This window comes from Pseudomonas sp. 9.2(2024) (assembly GCF_039695385.1).
Lineage (GTDB): Bacteria > Pseudomonadota > Gammaproteobacteria > Pseudomonadales > Pseudomonadaceae > Aquipseudomonas > Aquipseudomonas paraglycinae.
In genome coordinates this window covers 2,142,200-2,163,394 of record NZ_CP155585.1, presented here as the reverse complement: position 1 = coordinate 2,163,394, position 21,195 = coordinate 2,142,200, and the positions used below count along the sequence as shown (strand labels likewise).

21 protein-coding genes are annotated in these 21,195 nt (G+C 59.8%); 17 read left to right on the top strand and 4 right to left on the bottom strand.

Annotated features, from left to right (window positions below):
* Positions 1 to 85: 85 nt before the first annotated feature.
* Positions 86 to 439 carry a hydroxyisourate hydrolase gene (gene uraH, locus ABFB52_RS09780; protein ID WP_011333195.1) on the bottom strand — a complete coding sequence of 118 codons (354 nt, stop codon included), beginning with the start codon at positions 437 to 439 and terminating at the stop codon, positions 86 to 88.
* Positions 440 to 869: 430 nt separating this feature from the next.
* On the opposite strand from uraH, the gene puuE reads away from it, so the two are divergent.
* The 9 genes from puuE to ABFB52_RS09735 all read left to right on the top strand — a co-directional run bounded on the left by puuE (position 870) and on the right by ABFB52_RS09735 (position 8,940).
* Positions 870 to 1,796 carry an allantoinase PuuE gene (gene puuE / locus ABFB52_RS09775; protein WP_007960032.1) on the top strand — a complete coding sequence of 309 codons (927 nt, stop codon included), beginning with the start codon at positions 870 to 872 and terminating at the stop codon, positions 1,794 to 1,796.
* The gene (uraD, locus tag ABFB52_RS09770; protein ID WP_085748493.1) at positions 1,793 to 2,308 is read left to right on the top strand and encodes a 2-oxo-4-hydroxy-4-carboxy-5-ureidoimidazoline decarboxylase; all 516 of its coding nucleotides are present in this window, start codon (positions 1,793 to 1,795) and stop codon (positions 2,306 to 2,308) included. The genes puuE and uraD overlap by 4 nt, the downstream gene beginning before the upstream one ends.
* 90 nt (positions 2,309 to 2,398) lie before the next feature.
* Positions 2,399 to 3,394 carry an allantoicase gene (gene alc, locus ABFB52_RS09765; protein ID WP_007960036.1) on the top strand — a complete coding sequence of 332 codons (996 nt, stop codon included), beginning with the start codon at positions 2,399 to 2,401 and terminating at the stop codon, positions 3,392 to 3,394.
* A 120-nt stretch (positions 3,395 to 3,514) separates the two neighbouring features.
* Entirely contained in the window at positions 3,515 to 4,018 is a 504-nt protein-coding gene (locus ABFB52_RS09760; RefSeq protein WP_027613342.1) for an ureidoglycolate lyase, read from the top strand.
* Between the two features lie 51 nt (positions 4,019 to 4,069).
* Positions 4,070 to 5,383: a urate hydroxylase PuuD gene (locus ABFB52_RS09755; RefSeq protein ID WP_129973341.1), complete on the top strand. Its 1,314-nt coding sequence runs from the start codon at positions 4,070 to 4,072 to the stop codon at positions 5,381 to 5,383.
* A 168-nt stretch (positions 5,384 to 5,551) separates the two neighbouring features.
* Positions 5,552 to 6,910, top strand: coding sequence for a nucleobase:cation symporter-2 family protein (locus tag ABFB52_RS09750; RefSeq protein ID WP_085608811.1), 1,359 nt, complete (start codon positions 5,552 to 5,554; stop codon positions 6,908 to 6,910).
* A gap of 85 nt (positions 6,911 to 6,995) precedes the next feature.
* The gene (locus ABFB52_RS09745; RefSeq protein WP_011333187.1) at positions 6,996 to 7,781 is read left to right on the top strand and encodes an outer membrane protein OmpK; all 786 of its coding nucleotides are present in this window, start codon (positions 6,996 to 6,998) and stop codon (positions 7,779 to 7,781) included.
* Position 7,782: 1 nt separating this feature from the next.
* Entirely contained in the window at positions 7,783 to 8,124 is a 342-nt protein-coding gene (locus ABFB52_RS09740) for a hypothetical protein (protein ID WP_129973340.1), read from the top strand.
* Between the two features lie 30 nt (positions 8,125 to 8,154).
* Positions 8,155 to 8,940 carry an outer membrane protein OmpK gene (locus tag ABFB52_RS09735; RefSeq protein WP_085748491.1) on the top strand — a complete coding sequence of 262 codons (786 nt, stop codon included), beginning with the start codon at positions 8,155 to 8,157 and terminating at the stop codon, positions 8,938 to 8,940.
* Positions 8,941 to 8,978: 38 nt separating this feature from the next.
* Here the strand turns inward: ABFB52_RS09735 and ABFB52_RS09730 are convergent, their stop codons facing one another.
* A complete protein-coding gene (locus ABFB52_RS09730; RefSeq protein WP_085748490.1) occupies positions 8,979 to 10,151 on the bottom strand; it encodes a patatin-like phospholipase family protein in 1,173 nt (390 codons plus the stop codon).
* Positions 10,152 to 10,186: 35 nt separating this feature from the next.
* Positions 10,187 to 11,119 (bottom strand): lipid A biosynthesis lauroyl acyltransferase, encoded by a 933-nt coding sequence (locus ABFB52_RS09725; RefSeq protein ID WP_007960061.1) that lies wholly within the window; start codon positions 11,117 to 11,119, stop codon positions 10,187 to 10,189.
* 117 nt (positions 11,120 to 11,236) lie between these two features.
* On the opposite strand from ABFB52_RS09725, the gene minC reads away from it, so the two are divergent.
* The 8 genes from minC (at position 11,237) to ABFB52_RS09685 (ending at position 18,936) form a co-directional block, all read left to right on the top strand.
* Positions 11,237 to 11,974: a septum site-determining protein MinC gene (gene minC, locus ABFB52_RS09720; RefSeq protein ID WP_085748518.1), complete on the top strand. Its 738-nt coding sequence runs from the start codon at positions 11,237 to 11,239 to the stop codon at positions 11,972 to 11,974.
* A 169-nt stretch (positions 11,975 to 12,143) separates the two neighbouring features.
* Entirely contained in the window at positions 12,144 to 12,956 is an 813-nt protein-coding gene (gene minD / locus ABFB52_RS09715) for a septum site-determining protein MinD (RefSeq protein WP_007960065.1), read from the top strand.
* On the top strand, positions 12,956 to 13,210 hold the full coding sequence (gene minE, locus ABFB52_RS09710) for a cell division topological specificity factor MinE (protein WP_007960071.1): 255 nt from the start codon (positions 12,956 to 12,958) through the stop codon (positions 13,208 to 13,210). Before minD ends, minE begins: the two co-directional genes overlap by 1 nt.
* Positions 13,211 to 13,301: 91 nt before the next feature.
* Positions 13,302 to 13,937 carry an RluA family pseudouridine synthase gene (locus ABFB52_RS09705; RefSeq protein ID WP_007960072.1) on the top strand — a complete coding sequence of 212 codons (636 nt, stop codon included), beginning with the start codon at positions 13,302 to 13,304 and terminating at the stop codon, positions 13,935 to 13,937.
* Between the two features lie 152 nt (positions 13,938 to 14,089).
* Positions 14,090 to 14,932: a hypothetical protein gene (locus ABFB52_RS09700; RefSeq protein WP_085748488.1), complete on the top strand. Its 843-nt coding sequence runs from the start codon at positions 14,090 to 14,092 to the stop codon at positions 14,930 to 14,932.
* A 169-nt stretch (positions 14,933 to 15,101) separates the two neighbouring features.
* Positions 15,102 to 16,391: a M18 family aminopeptidase gene (locus tag ABFB52_RS09695; RefSeq protein WP_007960074.1), complete on the top strand. Its 1,290-nt coding sequence runs from the start codon at positions 15,102 to 15,104 to the stop codon at positions 16,389 to 16,391.
* A gap of 132 nt (positions 16,392 to 16,523) precedes the next feature.
* Entirely contained in the window at positions 16,524 to 16,700 is a 177-nt protein-coding gene (locus ABFB52_RS09690; RefSeq protein ID WP_165369545.1) for a hypothetical protein, read from the top strand.
* 76 nt (positions 16,701 to 16,776) lie between these two features.
* Entirely contained in the window at positions 16,777 to 18,936 is a 2,160-nt protein-coding gene (locus tag ABFB52_RS09685) for a mechanosensitive ion channel domain-containing protein (protein WP_085748487.1), read from the top strand.
* Between the two features lie 55 nt (positions 18,937 to 18,991).
* On the opposite strand, the gene ABFB52_RS09680 is transcribed toward ABFB52_RS09685, so the two are convergent.
* Entirely contained in the window at positions 18,992 to 21,100 is a 2,109-nt protein-coding gene (locus ABFB52_RS09680; protein ID WP_129973339.1) for an S-type pyocin domain-containing protein, read from the bottom strand.
* Positions 21,101 to 21,195 lie beyond the last annotated feature (95 nt).

The following is a 21,195-nucleotide window of genomic DNA, read 5'->3' as shown; positions in this document are numbered from 1 at the left end:
GAAAAAAAGCCCGCAGTGTGAGCGGGCGAAAGACCAAAGAAGCTATATGCGCAGTCGCTTCCCGGTAGGGGCAGCTGCTTGGGGGTCAGCTGCCCCGATAGGTGGAATAGCTGTAAGGCGAGATCAGCAACGGTACGTGGTAGTGATCCTGTTCGGCAGAAATGCCGAACCGCAGCACGACCACGTCCAGGAATGCCGGCTCCGGCAACTGGACGCCACGGGCGCGGTAGTAATCGCCGGCGTGGAACTGAACCTGATAGACACCGGTACGGTAGTCATCGCCTTGCAGCAGTGGCGCATCGACCCGGCCATCGCTGTTGGTAAGCGCACTGGCGACCAATTCCAGGTGCGAACCTTCAACGCGGTACAGCTCGACCTTGATCGAGCTGCCCGGGCAACCGTGTGCAGCGTCCAAAACGTGTGTTGTCAAACGTCCCATTGATTCTGCGCGCCTGCCTGCGTGGAGCAGTCAGACCTCGCGCCTCCCGAAGTCAGTTGAAAAGGAGACCGCACCGTTTCGGAGCACGAAAAGCTGCGGCGAGCGATTGATTAAGACACTTTTCAAAAAAATTGTACACAATAAAAACGACATTTTTGCTGCTACCCCCGCCATCCTTCGATTTCCCGGTGATTTGCCCCATAACCTCGCATTCATTGAACCCCCAATCCATTAGCTGACTGGTCAGGCAGGTTTCTTGCAGGTTCACGCCATTAACAGCAAAAGATGACAGCCGGTGAAAAATGCGAAAATTCAGGCTTACAAATTGAGAATAAAGTTGTATACAATCAGCCCATCGCTGTGACGCCAGCCTGCCATTCAAACTTCAGGGCGCCACACAATCTGTCAACGAATAAGAAGGAAGACTGCAGTGAGCGCTGACTACCCACGCGACCTGATCGGTTACGGCAGTAACCCTCCTCACCCACACTGGCCGGGCAATGCCCGGATCGCCCTGTCGTTCGTACTCAATTACGAAGAAGGCGGCGAGCGCAACATTCTGCACGGCGACAAAGAATCGGAAGCCTTCCTGTCCGAGATGGTTGCTGCCCAGCCTCTGCAAGGCGCGCGCAATATGAGCATGGAATCGCTTTACGAGTATGGCAGCCGTGCCGGCGTCTGGCGGATCCTGAAACTGTTCAAGGAATTCGATATTCCGCTGACCATCTTCGCCGTGGCCATGGCCGCCCAGCGTCACCCGGACGTGATCCGCGCGATGGTCGAGGCCGGTCACGAGATCTGCAGCCACGGCTACCGCTGGATCGACTACCAGTACATGGACGAAGCGCAGGAACGCGAGCACATGCTCGAAGCGATCCGCATCCTCACCGAACTCACCGGCGAGCGCCCACTGGGCTGGTACACCGGTCGCACTGGCCCGAACACCCGTCGCCTGGTGATGGAAGAAGGCGGTTTCCTCTACGACTGCGACACCTATGACGACGACCTGCCCTACTGGGAACCGAACAACCCGACCGGCAAGCCGCACCTGGTGATCCCGTACACCCTGGACACCAACGACATGCGTTTCACCCAGGTCCAGGGTTTCAACAAGGGCGACGATTTCTTCGAATACCTCAAAGATGCGTTCGACGTGCTTTATGCCGAAGGCGCCGAAGCACCGAAGATGCTGTCGATCGGTCTGCACTGCCGTCTGGTGGGCCGTCCGGCGCGTCTGGCTTCGCTCAAGCGCTTTATCGAATACGCTAAAAGTCATGAACAGGTGTGGTTCAGCCGCCGCGTCGACATCGCGCGTCACTGGCACGAAACCCACCCGTACCAAGGGGCTGCCAAATGAGCACCTTTCAAACCCTGCAACCGTCGACCCTGAGCCGCGACGCCTTCGTCAAAGCCTTCGCCGACATCTACGAACATTCGCCATGGGTGGCCGAGAAGGCCTTCGACCTGGGCCAGGACGCATCGATCGACCAGATCGAAACCCTGCACCAGCGCATGAGCGACATCCTGTTGAGCGCCGATCACGCCAGTCAGCTGGCACTGATCAACGCTCACCCGGACCTGGCCGGCAAAGCTGCCGTCCAGGGCGAGTTGACCGAAGCCAGCACCAATGAACAGGCTGGCGCCGGTATTCACCAATGCACGGCCGAAGAGTTCCAGCGCTTCACCGAGCTGAACGACGCCTACAAAGCCAAGTTCAAGTTTCCCTTCATCATGGCGGTAAAAGGCAGCAACCGGCATCAGATCCTCGCGGCGTTCGAAACGCGCATTCACAACCCGGTCGACACCGAGTTCAAATGTGCGCTGGCGGAGATCAACAAGATCGCCCTGTTCCGATTACTGACTCTCTAGCGAGCCTGGCCCGAGAAGCCTCTAGAACGCTTGTGTTTCCCAGGGCCCTGCAAGCATCCCAAGCCACTTATTTAAAGGCAGACAAGAAGAATGAAAGCTTACGCCGTACCTTTCGAGAAGTTCGTCAACCTGGCCGATGCCCGTCTGGGCACCAAAATCATCTCGGTCACCGATGACTGGTTCGCAGACGCCAATCGTCTGTTTCAGCCGACCCCGGCCGTGTGGAAGGAGGGCGTGTTCGATGACAACGGCAAGTGGATGGACGGCTGGGAATCGCGCCGCAAGCGCTTCGAAGGCTACGACAGCGCGGTGATCCGCCTGGGCGTACCGGGTTCGATCAAAGGCGTGGACATCGACACTTCATTCTTCACCGGCAACTTCCCGCCATCGGCCTCGCTGGAAGCCTGCTTCCTGGCGTCGGGCGAGCCGGACGAAAACACCCAGTGGACTGAAGTGCTGTCGGCCGTCGAGCTGCAGGGCAACAGCCACCACTACCACGAAATCAGCAACGACAAGGCGTTCAGCCACCTGCGCTTCAACATCTACCCGGATGGCGGCGTGGCCCGTCTGCGCGTGTACGGCATTCCGTTCCGCGACTGGTCGGCGGTTGGCGACAACGAGCAAGTGGACCTGGCAGCAGCCCTCAACGGTGGCCGCGCCCTCGCCTGCTCCGACGAACACTTCGGCCGCATGAGCAACATCCTCAACCCGGGCCGTGGCATCAACATGGGCGACGGCTGGGAAACCGCACGTCGTCGCACGCCAGGCAATGACTGGGTGATCGTCGCGCTGGGCCACCCGGGCGAGATCGAAAAAATCATCGTCGACACCCTGCACTTCAAGGGCAACTACCCGGACACCTGCTCGATCCAGGGCGCGTTCGTCAAGGGCGGCACTGACAGCCAGATCGAAACCCAGTCGCTGTTCTGGCGTGAACTGCTGCCAAGCCAGAAGCTGGAAATGCACGCCGAACACACCTTCGTCGAGCAGATCAAGGCACTGGGCCCGATCACCCACATCCGTCTGAACGTGTTCCCGGATGGTGGTGTGAGCCGCCTGCGCGTACTGGGCAAGGTCGCTAAATAAGCGCTGAACCCGATCGCCAGCAGGCTGGCTCCCACAAGGGAATGTATTCCAGATGTGGGAGCTGGCCTGCCAGCGATAGCAACAGAACCAACAACACAGAATTCGGATAAGAAGAACAGCATGCGCACACTGACGATTGAACCGCTGACCAAAGAAGCCTTCGCCCCTTTCGGTGACGTGATCGAAACCGACGGCAGCGATCACTTCATGATCAACAACGGTTCGACCATGCGCTTCCACAAACTGGCGACGGTCGAAACCGCGACGCCTGAGGACAACGCGATCATCAGCATCTTCCGCGCCGACGCGCAGGACATGCCGCTGACCGTCAGCATGCTGGAACGCCATCCGCTGGGCAGCCAGGCTTTCATTCCGCTGCTCGGCAACCCCTTTCTGATCGTGGTCGCGCCACTTGGCGATGTACCTGTATCAGGCTTGGTCCGCGCCTTCGTCACCAACGGCAGGCAGGGCATCAATTACCATCGCGGCGTCTGGCACCACCCGGTGCTGACGATCGAAAAGCGGGATGACTTCCTGGTGGTTGATCGCAGTGGCACAGGCAATAACTGCGATGAGCATTTTTTCAAAGAGGATGAGCGTTTGATCCTCGCCCCCCACCAATAAGAGAAGGTCCGATCACTCGACAACAAGAGTGACGGGCGAGAGGTAAAGACTGTGGAAGCACATCTGTTGGAATGGCTGAACCTGAGCGTGCGCTGGGTTCACATGATCACTGGCGTGGCCTGGATCGGCGCGTCGTTCTACTTCGTCTGGCTGGAGAACAACCTCAACCGCGTCAACCCGAAAACCGGTCTTGCCGGTGATCTGTGGGCGATCCACGGCGGTGGCATCTATCACCTGGAAAAATACAAACTGGCCCCTCCGTCGATGCCGGAGAACCTGCACTGGTTCAAATGGGAAGCCTATTTCACCTGGATGTCGGGGATCGCGCTGCTGTGCGTGGTGTTCTACTCCAACCCCGTGCTCTACCTCGTGGCACCCGGCAGCGGCCTGACCGGCCCTGAAGGCGTGGCCATCGGCATCGGTTCGCTGATCGCCGGCTGGTTCATCTACGACTTCCTCTGCGATTCGCCTCTGGGCAAAAAACCTGCCCTGCTCGGCTTCATCCTGTTCGTGCTGATCATCGGCGCGGCGTTTGGCTTCAGCAAGGTGTTCAGCGGTCGTGGTGCGTACCTGCACGTCGGCGCGATCATCGGCACCATCATGGTCGGCAACGTGTTCCGCATCATCATGCCGGCCCAGCGCGCACTGGTTGCCGCGATTGCCGAGAACCGCACGCCGGATCCGGCGCTGCCGGCCAAAGGCCTGCTGCGTTCGCGTCACAACAACTACTTCACCCTGCCAGTGCTGTTCATCATGATCAGCAACCACTTCCCGAGCACTTACGGCAGCCAGTACAACTGGCTGATCCTGGCCGGGATCGCAGTGTTGGCGGTGTTGGTGCGTCACTACTTCAACACCCGTCACGACAGCCACAAGTTTGCCTGGACCCTGCCGGTGGCAGCGGTGGGCATGATCAGTCTGGCGTACGTCACCGGCCCTGCGCCGATGTCGACCGCTCCGGACGTGGCCAAGGCGCCTGCGAAAATCGAGTACCAGCCACTGCCGGAAACGGCTTTGGGTGGTGGCGCGAAACCGGCTGAAGCGGCACAACCAGCCGCCCCTGCTGCACCGGCCGCTGCTCCGGCTCAGGCGTCCAACGCCGGCCCGGGTTTCGACAAGGTGCACACCGTGATCCAGGAACGCTGCGCGGTCTGCCATTCGGCCAAACCGACCAGCCCGCTGTTCAGCGCTGCACCGGCCGGTGTGATGTTCGACACCCCCGAGCAGATCCGCCAGAACGCGGCACGGATCCAGGCGCAAGCCATCACCACGCAGATCATGCCACTGGGCAACATCACACAGATGACCCAGCAGGAACGTGACCTGATCGGTGCATGGATCGCCCAGGGAGCCCAGACCAACTAAGCAGTAAAAGCATCGCTGGCAAGCCAGCTCCCACAGGGTTTTGCACTGCCTGTGTGGGAGCTGGCTTGCCAGCGATTAGCCGCAACGCGGTTTACCCGATGCAAAAGAACAGCTGTGAGCAACCCGGCCGCTGTTCATCACAAGAATAAAAAAGATCCGAGGTGTTGCATGTCCGAGCTGTCCAAAGCGCGCATCCCCGACGCACCCGCCATTCAGCGTTTGCCCCTTTTGCAACTGATCCTGGTCGGTTTGCAACATGTACTGCTGATGTACGGCGGCGCCATCGCGGTACCGCTGATCATTGGACAGGCCGCTGGCCTGAGTCGTGAAGAAATCGCCTTCCTGATCAACGCCGACCTGCTGGTCGCCGGCATCGCCACCATCGTGCAGTCCTTGGGGATAGGCCCGATGGGCATTCGCATGCCGGTGATGATGGGCGCCAGTTTCGCCGCCGTCGGCAGTATGGTCGCCATGGCCGGCATGCCCGGCATCGGTCTGCAGGGAATCTTCGGCGCCACCATCGCCGCCGGGTTCTTCGGCATGATCATCGCGCCGTTCATGTCCAAGGTCGTACGCTTCTTCCCTCCTCTGGTGACCGGCACGGTCATCACCTCGATCGGTTTGTCGCTGTTCCCCGTGGCCGTGAACTGGGCCGGTGGCGGCGCTGGCGCTGCTCAATTCGGTTCACCGATTTACCTGGCCATCGCCGCACTGGTGCTGGCCACCATTCTGTTGATCCACCGCTTCATGCGCGGTTTCTGGGTCAACATTTCCGTGCTGATCGGCATGTGCCTGGGCTACGTGCTCTGTGGCGCCATCGGCATGGTCGACCTGAGCGGCATGGCCAACGCGCCGTGGGTTCAGTTCGTCACCCCGCTGCATTTCGGCATGCCGAAGTTCGAACTGGCACCGATTCTGTCGATGTGCCTGGTGGTGGTGATCATCTTCGTCGAGTCCACCGGGATGTTCCTCGCACTGGGCAAGATCACCGGCCAGGAAGTCTGCCCGCGCATGCTGCGTCGCGGTTTGCTGTGTGATGCCGGCGCATCGTTCGTTGCCGGCTTCTTCAACACCTTCACCCACTCCTCCTTCGCGCAGAACATCGGCCTGGTGCAGATGACCGGCGTGCGCTGCCGCTCGGTGACCATCGTTGCCGGCGGCTTGCTGATCGTCCTGAGCCTGCTGCCGAAAGCGGCATTCCTGGTGGCGTCGATTCCACCGGCGGTGCTGGGTGGCGCGGCGATTGCGATGTTCGGCATGGTGGCAGCGACCGGCATCAAGATCCTGCAGGAAGCCGACATCGGCGACCGCCGCAATCAATTGCTGGTAGCCGTGAGCATCGGCATGGGCCTGATCCCGGTGGTGCGCCCGGAGTTCTTCGCCCACCTGCCGTTGTGGATGAGCCCGATCACCCACAGCGGGATCGCCATGGCCACCCTCAGCGCGCTGACGCTGAACCTGTTGTTCAACATCCTCGGCGGCGCCGAACGCGCCGCGATCAACGACTGCCACGCACACCCGCACTGATCCGAAGAGTAAAAGGGGGGCTCGCCCAAGCCTGCCCCCTCGCGACAGCTTTGCCTCAAACAATAAAAACAAGAGGGAGCAACAGATGATCCGGACTCAAACCAACGTGTTGTTGAGCGGCGGCCTGCTGGCCGCATCGCAAGCCATGGCCGGCGATTTATTGCTGTGGCAGACCAACAGCCTGAGCTACCTGTACGGCAAGAACTTCGCGATCAACCCGTCGATCCAGCAGACGGTGACGTTCGAGCACGCCGACAAGTGGAAGTACGGCGACAACTTCCTGTTCGTCGACAAGATCTTCTACAACGGCCAGGAAGACCGCAACAAAGGCCCCCACGCGTTCTACGGCGAATTCAGCCCGCGCCTGTCGTTCGGCAAGATCTTCGACAGGAAGCTGGAGTTCGGCCCGATCAAGGACGTGCTGCTGGCCATGACCTACGAGTACGGCGAAGGCGACAGCGAGGCCTATCTGATCGGCCCCGGCTTCGACCTCAAGGTGCCGGGCTTCAACTATTTCACCCTGAACTTCTATCGCCGCCAGACCGAAGGCCCGCGCCCCGGCGACGGCGTCTGGCAGATCACGCCCGGCTGGTCCTACAGCATTCCCGTGGGCAATTCCGACCTGCTGATCGACGGCTATCTGGACTGGGTGGTCGACAACGACCAGAACTCGCGCGGCACCTATCACGCCAACCTGCACATCAACCCGCAGATCAAATACGACCTGGGCAAAGCCCTCGGCTGGGGTGAAAAGCAGGTGTACGTCGGCACCGAATACAGCTACTGGAAAAACAAATACGGGGTCGAAAGCACCCACAGTTTCGACACCAACCAGAACACCGCCAGCCTGCTGGTGAAGGTGCACTTCTAAGATGACCCGCAACCGTGCCCCCTACCTGTCGTCGGTGCTCTGTTGCGGGGCACTTGAGGCCTGGCCGTTGAGTCAGTATTCTCCGCGGCCTCCTGAATTCGGTCTAAAAAAAAGCCCGAATTTAATTTCTGACCGAAAAGCCAACTTATCCAGGCTTCGGTCAGTACCGAGGCATCCCGAAAACACGCTCAATCGACTGTTTTTCAGCAGCCGACGGGCGTTTTTTTGCTTTTCGAAAAGCCTTGGCTCAGCTCTTGCTAACAGCATGAAAGCTGACCGGATGGATGATTTTTTGCTGCAACGAAAAAAGGCGCCACACCAGAGCGCCGACTCAAAAAAATAAACGTGGAACACCTACTTTGGGAGCAACCGAATGAAACGTATGTGCACCAGCCTGATGCTTGCGGGATCGCTGCTGGCAGGGGGTCAGGCCATGGCCGACGGCCTGCTGCAATGGCAGAACAACAGCCTGACCTACCTCTACGGTAAAGACTTCAAGGTCAACCCGGCGATCCAGCAGACCGTGACCTTCGAACACGCCGATGCGTGGAAGTACGGGGACAACTTCTTCTTCCTCGACAAGATCTTCTACAACGGTGACAAGGACTTCAACAACGGTCCGAACACCTACTACGGCGAGTTCCAGCCACGCATCTCGCTGGGCAAGGTGCTCGACCAGAAGATCGAGTTCGGCCCGATCAAGGACGTCCTGCTGGCGATGACCTACGAGTTCGGCGAGGGTGACACCGAGTCCTACCTGATCGGCCCCGGCTTCGACCTGGCCATTCCGGGCTTCGACTACTTCCAGCTGAACTTCTACCAGCGTCACACCGAAGGCTCGCGTGCGGGTGACAACGTCTGGCAGATCACACCAGTGTGGTCCTACACCATTCCGGTGGGCGACTCGAACATCCTGATCGACGGCTACATGGACTGGGTGGTCGACAACGACGTCAACAACAAAGGCGAATACCACGCCAACCTGCACTTCAACCCGCAGGTCAAATACGACCTGGGCAAGGCGCTGAATTTCGGCGAGAAGCAGTTGTACGTCGGTGTTGAATACGACTACTGGAAAGACAAGTACGGTATCGACGACACCAAGGCCTTCACCACCAATCAGAACGTGACCAGCTTCCTGGTGAAGTTCCACTTCTGATGAAGGTTCAGATGGCGCCCGCTCGGGCGCCATCGTTCTCAGGCCGGAACCAGCGCCTCGCCAATCCCGAGAAACCGGCACAGCTCATCACGTTTGGCCAAGGCATCACGCCGCCCGAGGTCGATCAATTCGCTGCAATACCCCGCCTCGAACAGCAAGTAACTCAACACCCCTGCCCCGCTCGTCTTGGTCGCTCCCGGCCCACGCAGAAACAACCGCAACGCCGCCGGCAGTTCCTGGCGATGCCGCGCCGCGATTTCATCGATCGGCTGACTCGGCGAGATCACCAGCACTTCCACTGGCGCCACACCCAGCGCGCGGGTCGGCGTGCCTTCGGGCATCAGATGACTGAACTGGTTCAGGCGCTGAAGCAACTCGATATCGCTTTCCAGGCTATCAATGAACGTACTGTTGAGCATGTGCCCGCCGATCTGCGCCAGCGTCGGCTGCTGCCCGGTGTAGGTGCGTTCCAGCGGTTGCGCCGGATCGAAACCGCGCGGGTTGCCGCTGACGCCCACCACCAGCACCCGACTCGCGCCCAGGTGCAGTGCCGGGCTGATCGGTGCCGACTGCCGCACCGCGCCATCACCGAAATATTCATCGCCGATCTTCACCGGCGCGAACAACAGCGGGATCGCCGAACTGGCCAGCAAGTGCTCCACCGCCAACTGCGTCGGTACACCGATGCGCCGATGACGCAGCCAGGAGTCAATAGTCCCGCCGCCCTCGTAGAAGGTCACCGCCTGCCCCGACTCGTAGCCGAACGCCGTCACCGCCACCGCGTGCAGTTGCTTGCGCGCGATGGACTCGGCGATGCCGGGCAGATGCAGTTTTTCGTTGAGCAGATGACGCAGCGGCGAACTGTCGAGCAGCGCCACCGGCATTTGCCGGCCCATGCCCAACAGACTGTGACTGACGAAACGACTGGCCTGGCGGATCACCCCCGGCCAGTCGCTGCGCAACACGCGATGGCTGCGAAAGCCTTGCCAGAACAGCGTCAGGCGTTCGATGGCGGCGCGAAAATCCGTCGCACCGCTGGCCAGGCTGACCGCGTTGATCGCCCCGGCCGAGGTGCCGACAATCACCGGAAACGGATTGTCCGCCCCCAACGGCAGCAATTCGGCAATCGCCGCCAGAACCCCCACCTGATACGCCGCCCGAGCCCCGCCGCCGGAAAGAATCAAACCTGTGACCGGTTCAGCTGGGCTCATCGCAACGCTCCGTGGTGCTTATGGGGATGGGTCAATCAACCGCGTTTGGCGTACAGCTTCGGCTCGCCCGGTGGCCGGCTCTTAAAGCGCCGGTGTGCCCACAGGTATTGCTCGGGGCACTCACGCAACACGCCTTCGACCCACTGATTGATGCGGATGCAATCTTCCTCTTCGGTCTCGCCCGGGAAACCTTCCAGCGGCGGATGAATCACCAGACGATAACCGCTGCCGTCGGCCAGACGCTCTTGGGTGAACGGCACCACCAGTGCCTTGCCCAGACGGGCGAACTTGCTGGTGGCGGTGACGGTTGCGGCCTGAATCCCGAACAGCGGCACGAAGATGCTTTGCTTGGCGCCGTAGTCCTGATCCGGTGCGTACCAGATCGCCCGGCCTGCGCGCAGCAATTTGAGCATGCCGCGCACGTCGTCACGTTCCACCGCCAGCGAATCGAGGTTGTGCCGCTCGCGGCCCTGACGCTGGACGAAGTCGAACAACGGGTTCTTGTGTTCGCGGTACATGCCGTCGATGGTGTGTTGCTGGCCGAGCAGCGCTGCGCCGATTTCCAGGGTGGTGAAATGCACCGCCATCAGAATCACGCCCTTGCCTTCGCGCTGGGCCTTTTGCAGGTGCTCAAGACCTTCGACATGAGCCAGTTTCGCCAGGCGCTGACGCGACCACCACCAGCTCATCGCCATTTCAAAGAAGGCGATGCCGGTGGACGCGAAGTTTTCCTTGAGCAGACGCTTGCGTTCGGCGGCGGACTTTTCCGGGAAACACAGTTCCAGATTGCGCTTGGCAATGCGCCGCCGGTCGCCGGCGAAGCGATACATCAGGGCACCAAGAAAACGACCGATGGCCAGCAAGGCTGGATACGGCAGCTGCACGATCAGCCACAACAGCCCGAGGCCGCACCAGAGCGGCCAGAAGCGTGGGGCAAGAAATGCTTTTCGAAAACGCGGGCGATCCATTAAAGCTTCCGTAAATACAGTGGCCGCGCATTCTACATCGTTCGACCCGGCTTGCGGCCTGCGGGCGTTCTCGTTATAAGTCTCGGCACTTTTAGTGACAAGCCGTTGTATGCCGACATGAGCCAAACCGAACCGCTAGACCAAGATCCCGTGTTCCAGCTGAAGGGCAGCATGCTCGCCATTACGGTGCTGGAGCTGTCCCGCAATAACCTGGACAGCCTCGATCGGCAACTGGCCGCCAAAGTCGCCCAGGCACCGAATTTCTTCAGCAACGCGCCGCTGGTTCTGGCGCTGGACAAACTGCCGCCAAGCGAAGGCGCCGTCGACCTGCCGGGCCTGATGCGCGTGTGCCGCCAGCACGGTCTGCGCACCCTGGCGATCCGCGCCAGCCGCATCGAAGACATCGCCGCCGCCATCGCCATCGACATCCCGGTGCTGCCGCCGTCCGGCGCCCGCGAACGACCGCTGGAAAGCGCCGACCCCGTCGCACCGAAGAAGCCGGAAAAACCACCGGAGCCAGCCGTCAAACCGACCCGCGTCATCACCACGCCAGTACGTGGTGGCCAACAGATATATGCGCAAGGTGGCGATCTGGTGGTGGTTTCTTCGGTCAGTCCGGGGGCGGAACTTCTCGCCGATGGCAACATCCATGTATACGGCCCGATGCGCGGTCGTGCGCTGGCCGGGGTCAAGGGCGACACCAAGGCGCGGATTTTCTGTCAGCAATTGAGCGCTGAACTGATCTCCATCGCAGGCCATTACAAGGTTTCCGAGGACCTGCGTCGCGATCCGATGTGGGGCTCGGGCGTACAGGTCAGCCTGTCGGGCGACGTGTTGAACATCATTCGGCTTTAACGGATACTGCCGCATTTTCCAAGCATCTCTAAAACGTAGCGAAAACGGCTCAAACGAAGTAGGAAAAAGGCCAAAAGCCGAATTCCAGCCAAGGCTGTCCGACTGCAGTAGTTTTCTAGAGATGTTTTTCAGGGGCTGAACAGTCCTTCTTCCTTAGGGGTGAAACACCTTGGCCAAGATTCTCGTGGTTACATCCGGCAAGGGTGGTGTGGGTAAGACCACCACCAGCGCCGCTATCGGTACCGGCCTCGCTCTGCGCGGCCACAAAACAGTGATCGTCGACTTCGACGTGGGCTTGCGTAACCTTGACCTGATCATGGGTTGCGAGCGCCGCGTGGTGTATGACTTCGTCAACGTCGTGAACGGCGAAGCCAACCTGCAACAGGCCCTGATCAAAGACAAGCGCCTGGAAAACCTCTATGTGCTGGCCGCCAGCCAGACCCGCGACAAAGACGCACTGACCGTCGAAGGCGTGGAAAAAGTCCTGATGGAGCTCAAGGAACAATTCGAGTTCGTGGTCTGCGACTCCCCTGCCGGCATCGAGAAAGGCGCCCACCTGGCCATGTACTTCGCTGACGAAGCGATCGTCGTGACCAACCCGGAAGTGTCATCGGTACGTGACTCGGACCGCATGCTCGGCCTGCTGGCCAGCAAGTCCCGTCGCGCCGAACGTGGCGAAGAGCCGATCCAGGAACACCTGCTGATCACCCGCTACCACCCGGAGCGCGTCGAAAAAGGCGAAATGCTCGGCGTCGAAGACGTCAAGGAAATCCTCGCCGTACGCCTGTTGGGCGTCATTCCGGAATCCCAGGCCGTACTCAAGGCCTCCAACCAGGGCGTACCTGTGATCCTCGATGATCAGAGCGACGCCGGCCAGGCCTACAGCGATACCGTTGATCGCCTGCTGGGCAAGGAAAAAGAACACCGGTTCCTGAATGTCGAGAAGAAGGGATTCTTCGAGCGTCTGTTTGGAGGTAGGTAATGAACCTTTTTGACTTCTTTCGTGCCAACAAAAAGCCAAGTACCGCCTCGGTCGCGAAAGAGCGTCTACAGATCATCGTGGCGCATGAACGCGGCCAGCGCAGCACCCCTGACTACCTGCCATCCTTGCAGAAGGAACTGGTGGAAGTGATCCGCAAATACGTCAACATCGGCAACGACGACGTACATGTGGCACTGGAGAGCCAGGGCAGCTGCTCGATTCTGGAACTCAACATCACCCTGCCAGATCGCTGAGTCGATCCGGCAGGAACGACGGCGGCTCAGGGCCCTTCCGACACCGGAGGGGCCCTGAGCCGCCGTTGGCATTTGTTACGAGGCTGTTTTAATGCCGTTGTCCAACGTCCAAATCATTCATCAGGACGCCGCCGTACTGGTGGTGAACAAACCCACCCTGTTGCTCTCGGTGCCCGGTCGGGCCGATGACAACAAGGACTGCCTGATCACCCGCCTGCAGGAAAACGGCTACCCGGAAGCGCGTATCGTCCATCGCCTGGACTGGGAAACCTCGGGGATCATTCTGCTCGCACGTGACGCCGATACCCACCGCGAACTGTCGCGCCAGTTTCACGATCGTGAAACAGAGAAAGCCTACACTGCGCTCTGCTGGGGTCAGCCGGAACTGGACAGCGGCAGCATCGACCTGCCATTGCGCTACGACCCGCCGACCAAACCGCGCCACGTGGTCGATCACGAACTCGGCAAGCACGCCCTGACCTTCTGGCGCGTGCTGGAGCGTTGTGGCGACTGGTGTCGTGTCGAGCTCACGCCGATCACCGGGCGTTCGCACCAGTTGCGCGTGCACATGCTATCGATCGGTCACCCGTTACTCGGTGACGGCCTCTACGCCCACGAGCAAGCCTTGGCGGCGTGGCCCCGCCTGTGCCTGCACGCGAGCATGCTCAGCTTCACTCATCCGCAAAGCGGCGAGCGTTTGCGCTTCGAATGCCCGGCACCCTTCTGAATCGCGTCTGCCTCTGAAAGCCCTTCCTGATGAAGGGCTTTTTTTTGTCCTGTCAAAATCCCACCGGCAATAGATTGACGTAAAGAACTGTCATAAAATTGTAATCAATTATAAATTTTGACACCTCGACATCAGGCAGGAGGCCTTTTCCCGTGTTATGCAGTAAAACGCTCCAATCCGAATATCCAATCATCTATGCATTCGGTAACACTACCCTGCACCTGAGCGAACCACCCAGCATCCCGGCGCGCGAGGCCCTCGAGCAGCTGATAAAAAAACGTCGCGCGCGCAAACTGACCCGGGCCAGCGCACCGCTGTCCTCGTGTGAAACCCCGCTCTTTGCCAAGGTCCAGCCATTGGACACTTTCAAGGCAAAGGTGCGGGTGAGCCTGAACAAACCGCAACGCAACGGGCGCTTCGACTGGCCGCTCGAAGAGTTGATGAACTCCCTCGAAGCTCAGCGCCGGGGCGTGGATATGCCGCCATTGAAGGGCTATGGCTATACCCGCAGCAGGCTTGGCCTGACCGAGGAATTTTTCCTTCTGACACACCTGCTCGAAGGCCATATTGATGGCGCTCAGTGCATCAGACGCAATCCCCAGAACATCGAAGCTTTCATCCTCGACGCGTTTCAACTGCTCAGCTCGCTGGCCAGCAAAAACATCACTCACATGGATTTCTGGGTGGGCAACATCATGGTGCCCGAGCAAACGCACAGACCACTGAAAGCCATCGACTTTGAAAACTGCTTCGCCGGCCCGACCGCGCACTTGAGTGAAACACTCGGTTTTCAACTGGGCTTTTTCTATCGTCGGGAAGTCTACAAATTCATTACCGAAGCCGCCTACGATCAACTGGTCGATCAATACCTCAGTGCGCTGCCCGATTTATCTCGAGACAAGTTCGAAGCGGTCTATCAGTCGAGCAAGCATGAAGACATCGGTCGCAAGCAACGCCGTGAAGTCTTCCTCAATGGCAGACTGATCACCGGTTGAGACCCTGCCAGGCAACACCTTGAAGCATGTGTGTGACCAGCAAATCGGCCGTCATGAATGGTGGGGCACAAGCGCATCGGTCATCACTCCTGACAATACCCGCGCAACCACGTCCCAATGGGGCGGAGTGATGCGTTAAACTCCCGCCCATTGCTGTCTGGAGCTTCTTATGCGCGAAGAGTTGAACCAAGGCCTGATCGACTTCCTCAAGGCCTCCCCTACCCCGTTCCACGCCACCGCCAGCCTTGTTCAACGCCTGGAGGCCGCCGGTTATGTGCGCCTCGACGAGCGCGAAACCTGGCACACGGAAGCCAATGGTCGTTACTACGTCACCCGTAACGATTCCTCGATTGTCGCGATCAAGATGGGCCGCAACTCGCCGCTGCACGACGGCATCCGTCTGGTCGGCGCCCACACCGATAGCCCGTGCCTGCGGGTCAAGCCACAACCTGAACTGCAACGCCAGGGCTTCTGGCAGCTCGGTGTCGAAGTCTACGGCGGCGCGCTGTTGGCGCCGTGGTTCGACCGCGACCTGTCGCTGGCCGGCCGCGTCACCTTCCGCCGCGACGGCAAAGTCGAGAGCCAGCTGATCGACTTCAAGGCCCCGATCGCGATCATTCCCAACCTGGCCATCCACCTCAATCGTGAAGCCAACCAAGGCTGGGCTATCAACGCCCAGACCGAACTGCCGCCGATTCTCGCGCAGTTCGCCGGTGACGAGCGCGTGGACTTCCGCGCGGTACTCACCGATCAACTGGCTCGCGAACACGGCCTCAACGCCGACGTGGTGCTCGATTACGAGCTGAGTTTCTACGATACCCAGAGCGCTGCGGTCATCGGCCTGCATGGCGACTTCATCGCCGGCGCACGCCTCGATAACCTGCTGTCGTGCTACGCCGGCCTGCAAGCCTTGCTGACCGCCGACACCGAAGAAACCTGCGTGCTGGTGTGCAACGACCACGAAGAAGTCGGCTCCTGCTCGGCGTGTGGCGCCGACGGCCCGATGCTGGAACAGACCCTGCGCCGTCTGCTGCCGGAAGGTGACGAATTCGTACGCACCATCCAGAAATCCCTGCTGGTTTCGGCCGACAACGCCCACGGCGTACACCCGAACTACGCCGAGAAGCACGACGCCAACCACGGCCCGAAACTCAACGCCGGCCCGGTGATCAAGGTCAACAGCAACCAGCGCTACGCCACCAACAGCGAAACCGCCGGTTTCTTCCGCCATCTGTGCATGGCCGAAGAAGTGCCGGTGCAAAGCTTCGTGGTGCGCAGCGACATGGGCTGTGGCTCGACCATCGGCCCGATCACCGCCAGCCACCTGGGCGTGCGCACCGTCGACATCGGCCTGCCGACCTTCGCCATGCACTCGATCCGCGAACTGTGCGGCAGCCATGACCTGGCCCACCTGGTCAAAGTGCTGAGCGCGTTCTACGCCAGTCGCGAATTGCCGTAGCAAGCAGCCGGGATCGCAGCGTGGAGCTGCGATCCCCCGGCCCGTAAAACCGGCTCATTTCTGATACACATCAGCACCGTCCATCGAAAACCCACCTAGACTTGAATCATTCCCTTCGACAAGGCTGTCGCCATGATCTCGATGTCTGCGTTCCACTCCATGCTCATTCCCATCCTCGGCGGAATGATTCTGCTGGCCATCGGTTTCAACTTCCGTGACAAGAACGCCGGTGTGTTCGCCATGTGGATCGGCATGCTGATGATCCTGGCCACCGTGGTCTACAAGATCCTCGCCAAACTCAACGAATAAATCCGCGCCCGGCTCGCATTGAATCTGGCGGGCTCGTACACTCGCCCGATCCGCCCCTTGCGAGGTTGACCGCCTAGTGTTCGCTCGTCTTTTTGCCCTGCCCTGCCTGTTTCTCGTCTGCCTGATGACCCTGATGTCGCCGGCGCCCGCCGACGCTGCCGGTCTGCCGGGACTGCTCACGGGTTCCGGCAAGGCCCAGCCCGAGGCTCAGGAACCGCTCGGCCAGTCGCTGGACGAAGTCATCAAGTCGCTGGAAAACGACAAGCAACGTGCCCAGTTGCTGACCGACCTGAAAAAACTCCGCGACGCCACGAAAAAAGCCCAGGCCAGCCCCGAAGAAGGTGTGCTGGGACTGATCGGCGGCACCCTCGCCACTTTCGAAAAACAGTTCACCGGCGCCGACAGCCCGCTCAATCGCTGGTCCGCCGAATTCGACATGGCCCAGGACGAGCTCAAAGGCCTGATGCTGCCGGCCAGCGAATGGCTGCCGATCATCTTCGCCTTCGCCGTGATCCTCGCGGTCTGGAGCCTGCTCGCCGCCGCGCTGATCTGGCTCGGCCACCGGGTACGCATGCGCTTCGGCCTGACCGAAGAACTGCCGCAAAACCCCCGGGCCCTCGACATGCTGCGCTTCGCCCTGCGCAAGCTCGGCCCCTGGCTGATCGCGTTGGTGATCACGGTCTACATGAGCTACGCATTGCCCTCGTCACTGGGCAAAAGCCTGGCGATGGTGCTGGCTTACGCACTGGTGGTCGGCACCTGTTTCTCGGCCATCTGCGTGATCGCCTTCTCCGTACTCGACGGTCCGCACCGGCACCGCGCGCTGTACATCCTGCGTCACCAGGCCTTTCGGCCGTTGTGGCTGATCGGCAGTTTCGCCGCCTTCGGTGAAGCCCTGAGCGATCCAAAACTGGTGGCCGCCCTCGGCGTGCACCTGGCCCACACCGCCGCCACCGTCGCCAACGTCCTCGCGGCGCTGTCGACCGGCCTGTTCATCCTGCGTTTCCGCCGGCCGATCGCCCACCTGATCCGCAACCAGCCGCTGTCCCGCCGCCTGACCCGCCGCGCCCTCAGTGACACCATCGAAATCCTCGGCACCTTCTGGTACATCCCGGCACTGGTGCTGGTGGGCATTTCCCTGTTCGCCACCTTCGTCTCCGCCGGCGACACCAGCACCGCCCTGCGCCAGTCGCTGATTTGCACCGTGCTGCTGGTGTTGTGCATGGTCATCAACGGCCTCGTCCGCCGCCACGCCCTCAAACCCCAACGCGGACCGAAACGCCACGCGCTGTATTCCGAACGCCTGAAAAGCTTCTTCTACACCCTCGCCCATTTGCTGGTGTGGCTGGCGTTCATCGAACTCGGCCTGCGGGTCTGGGGCATGTCGCTGATCGGCTTCACCGAAGGCGAAGGCCACGACATCAGCGTCAAACTGTTCAGCCTGATCGGCACGCTGATCTTCGCGTGGCTGATCTGGATCCTCAGCGACACCGCCGTCCACCACGCCCTCACCCGCTCACGCAAAGGCCTGGCCAACGCCCGCGCGCAAACCATGATGCCGCTGATCCGCAACGTGCTGTTCGTGGCGATCTTCATCATCGCCCTGATCGTCGCGCTGGCGAACATGGGCATGAACGTCACGCCCCTGCTGGCCGGTGCCGGCGTGATCGGCCTGGCCATCGGCTTCGGCGCGCAGTCGCTCGTAGCGGATCTGATCACCGGCCTGTTCATCATCATCGAAGACTCCCTGGCCATCGACGACTACGTCGACGTCGGCGGCCACCTGGGCACCGTCGAAGGCCTGACCATCCGCACCGTACGCCTGCGGGACATCGACGGCATCGTCCACACCATCCCGTTCAGCGAAATCAAAAGCATCAAAAACTACTCCCGCGAATTCGGCTACGCGATTTTCCGCGTGGCGGTGCCCTTCAACATGAGCATCGACGAAGCCATCAAACTGATGCGCGACGTCGGCCAGAAAATGCGCACCGACCCACTGCAGCGACGCAACATCTGGTCGCCACTGGAATTTCAGGGCGTGGAAAGCTTTGAATCCGGCAACGCGATATTGCGCGCAAGGTTCAAGACCGCACCGATCAAACAGTGGGAGGTTTCAAGGGCATTCAATTTGTCGCTGAAACGGCATCTGGACGAGGCCGGGCTGGACCTGGCGACGCCGAGGATGAATGTGCAGGTGATCACGGCGGGCGGTGGAGTGGAGACTGAAAAATAGTTACCGAATAAACCCCAATCGGAATGCACTTCGATTGGGGTCCTTTGATTTGGGCTTACCCTTTGAATCCGGGCATCCCGTTCTCCGCACGCCAGCTCTTCAGCGTTTGGAGTATTCCTTCAGGGCTATCATCTTCGCCATCCAGCGGATAATAAATAATTCCATTACCCCTTGGGTGATCCACTGCAGCGTCAAACTTTTCAACAAGGACCATGTATTCTCTTTCACTGCAGCTGGTTACATAACAGAGACCTTTCAAAAGCTCAAGAAACTCTGACTCCGTATAGTCTTCGAGTTTACGATGCATTTCTCCTCCACTAGCAGAATGAACTTCCACGTGCTGCTTAGGTGTCAACAATCTTAAGTTATCCATATCGTAGACCGCACCTCCATTCTTGATGAAATCCAGATGATGAATTTCATAAACTTTATTACCGCCTACCTGCTCACCAGGAATGGTAAATGGAGAATGCCCGCGCATTAACCGCTCTCTATTGGTATTGCCAAATTGTGAAGAGAGCTCGGAGTCTGCCCCTACTGCTTTCCAGAAGGACTCTCTGAACGTCCTGAAATCGCTGAACTGCCGACCTCTCAATTGCTCTGCAATCTGCGCCGGAATCGCCGCACCATTGCCTTGCGAAGCCGCCTCGAGCCACCCCGTCGCCACTGGCTCTCCGTACCCGGAAGCAATCCCGGAATCGTTTCGCGGATCCCGGAACATGATGTATTGCGGGGGGATGCCGGAATCCGGTGGAAAAACCAGAATCCAGTCATTGAAATCAAAATCACCCAGATCAGGATGACGATCAATTCGCCCCTCGACAGGGACGATGTCGCCGCCGGTATATTGCGCAGGATCCGGTTCGGGAACGGGCAATACAGTCGAACTGTCAGCGGGCGTAATTGACGGCGTCCATACCAATGTTTCTGATGGAATGTCGGTGGTCGTCGCGCGATAGGTGTTGTCCTGCGGGTTGTGAACGGCAGCAATCACCGGCACGCCGGTGGGAAACCTGACGCCATCGACTGGAATGACCAGCAGCTCGGTGTGATCGCCCTCGCCAGCTCTGGAATTGACACGCACGGGCAAATCCAGAGAACCACCGGTAGCCGCGAGCTGACCCAAGTCTGGCACGGGACCGGACAGCAGATCGGACAACGGCACGCTGACCAGAAACCGCTTGGGCAGCTCACCGTTTCCCAGCGCGGGCGAGTAAACCAGTGCTGCAACACCCACCATCAAACCCGACACCGTGCCCGCGGCCAGAGCGGATAATCCGGCCGACGCGGAACGGATGGCCGCCCGCAATCTCGACCTTGCGCTCTCGCGGATGGAAACCGGCCCGGTCGACGTCGAAAATACAAGTTGCGGATTCCAGGCAGCGTCCTGCAAATGGAAGGCTTGCGCCTCCCGGCGCGCCCGATCCGCGTCGCGCAATCGATCCTCAAGCAGTTGCCGTGCATGCTCATCGGCTTCACGTCGCGCCTGCTCTTCAGCCTTTTGACGAGCTTCATCAACGGCCGCCAGCCGGGCGATTTCTGCCGCTTGTGCAGCTACACGCGCCTGCTCCTCGGCCACAAGCCGAGCCTGATTCTGCGCAGCGATGCGCGCCTGCTCATGTGCAATTCGATTGGCCTCTTGCACCTGCACAGCCGCGATTACATTCCTGACCGTTGCGGACTGACTGTTCAACTGGCCGATGCCTTCTACCAGCAACTTGGCATTGAACAACTCGCTATAGGCCTGGCGAACGCTGACGTTACCGCCACGCCGATTGACCTGCGGTAACCGACCGCCATTGAAAAACGTTTCGACCTGCGCATGGCCAAACCGCTGAATCGCAATGTCCTTCGCCGCGATCAGCGCACCAAACTTTCTGGCGATCAGCGCATCCCGGAAACGCAGCTCACGCGCCAGCGTGTCCAAGGGAGGCAATAAACTCGAATCACCGCCAGCCCTGACCTGGGCAAGTTCAACTTCAAGGATTTGAGGCAAACTTCCGGAAAATGCCTTGTAGGTATTTTCCATATCCAGTATTTCCCCCAAGGGGGCAAAATCAATTGCCGGCCCGGAGCCATCACCGAGACCTAAGTAGTGCACATAAACATCTTGATTGTCCGGCCTCACGATTGAAGCTGGAAGCTCAATTCCACGCCGTGCCATAAATACATTCCTCCTTGAATTAAATGCAGTGCTCGACAACCGGAAACAAATTCAAACATTGCGTCCGGCGCCTGGAGAAATGTATGGAAATAACA

What these genes read in the sequence shown, in the direction of transcription:
- uraH (WP_011333195.1), bottom strand. Translation starts at nt 439, where the DNA reads ATGGGACGTTTGACAACACACGTTTTGGACGCTGCACACGGTTGCCCG.
- uraD (WP_085748493.1), top strand. Translation starts at nt 1,793, where the DNA reads ATGAGCACCTTTCAAACCCTGCAACCGTCGACCCTGAGCCGCGACGCC.
- alc (WP_007960036.1), top strand. Translation starts at nt 2,399, where the DNA reads ATGAAAGCTTACGCCGTACCTTTCGAGAAGTTCGTCAACCTGGCCGAT.
- ABFB52_RS09760 (WP_027613342.1), top strand. Translation starts at nt 3,515, where the DNA reads ATGCGCACACTGACGATTGAACCGCTGACCAAAGAAGCCTTCGCCCCT.
- ABFB52_RS09750 (WP_085608811.1), top strand. Translation starts at nt 5,552, where the DNA reads ATGTCCGAGCTGTCCAAAGCGCGCATCCCCGACGCACCCGCCATTCAG.
- ABFB52_RS09745 (WP_011333187.1), top strand. Translation starts at nt 6,996, where the DNA reads ATGATCCGGACTCAAACCAACGTGTTGTTGAGCGGCGGCCTGCTGGCC.
- ABFB52_RS09740 (WP_129973340.1), top strand. Translation starts at nt 7,783, where the DNA reads ATGACCCGCAACCGTGCCCCCTACCTGTCGTCGGTGCTCTGTTGCGGG.
- ABFB52_RS09735 (WP_085748491.1), top strand. Translation starts at nt 8,155, where the DNA reads ATGAAACGTATGTGCACCAGCCTGATGCTTGCGGGATCGCTGCTGGCA.
- ABFB52_RS09730 (WP_085748490.1), bottom strand. Translation starts at nt 10,151, where the DNA reads ATGAGCCCAGCTGAACCGGTCACAGGTTTGATTCTTTCCGGCGGCGGG.
- ABFB52_RS09725 (WP_007960061.1), bottom strand. Translation starts at nt 11,119, where the DNA reads ATGGATCGCCCGCGTTTTCGAAAAGCATTTCTTGCCCCACGCTTCTGG.
- minC (WP_085748518.1), top strand. Translation starts at nt 11,237, where the DNA reads ATGAGCCAAACCGAACCGCTAGACCAAGATCCCGTGTTCCAGCTGAAG.
- minE (WP_007960071.1), top strand. Translation starts at nt 12,956, where the DNA reads ATGAACCTTTTTGACTTCTTTCGTGCCAACAAAAAGCCAAGTACCGCC.
- ABFB52_RS09705 (WP_007960072.1), top strand. Translation starts at nt 13,302, where the DNA reads ATGCCGTTGTCCAACGTCCAAATCATTCATCAGGACGCCGCCGTACTG.
- ABFB52_RS09695 (WP_007960074.1), top strand. Translation starts at nt 15,102, where the DNA reads ATGCGCGAAGAGTTGAACCAAGGCCTGATCGACTTCCTCAAGGCCTCC.
- ABFB52_RS09690 (WP_165369545.1), top strand. Translation starts at nt 16,524, where the DNA reads ATGATCTCGATGTCTGCGTTCCACTCCATGCTCATTCCCATCCTCGGC.
- ABFB52_RS09680 (WP_129973339.1), bottom strand. Translation starts at nt 21,100, where the DNA reads ATGGCACGGCGTGGAATTGAGCTTCCAGCTTCAATCGTGAGGCCGGAC.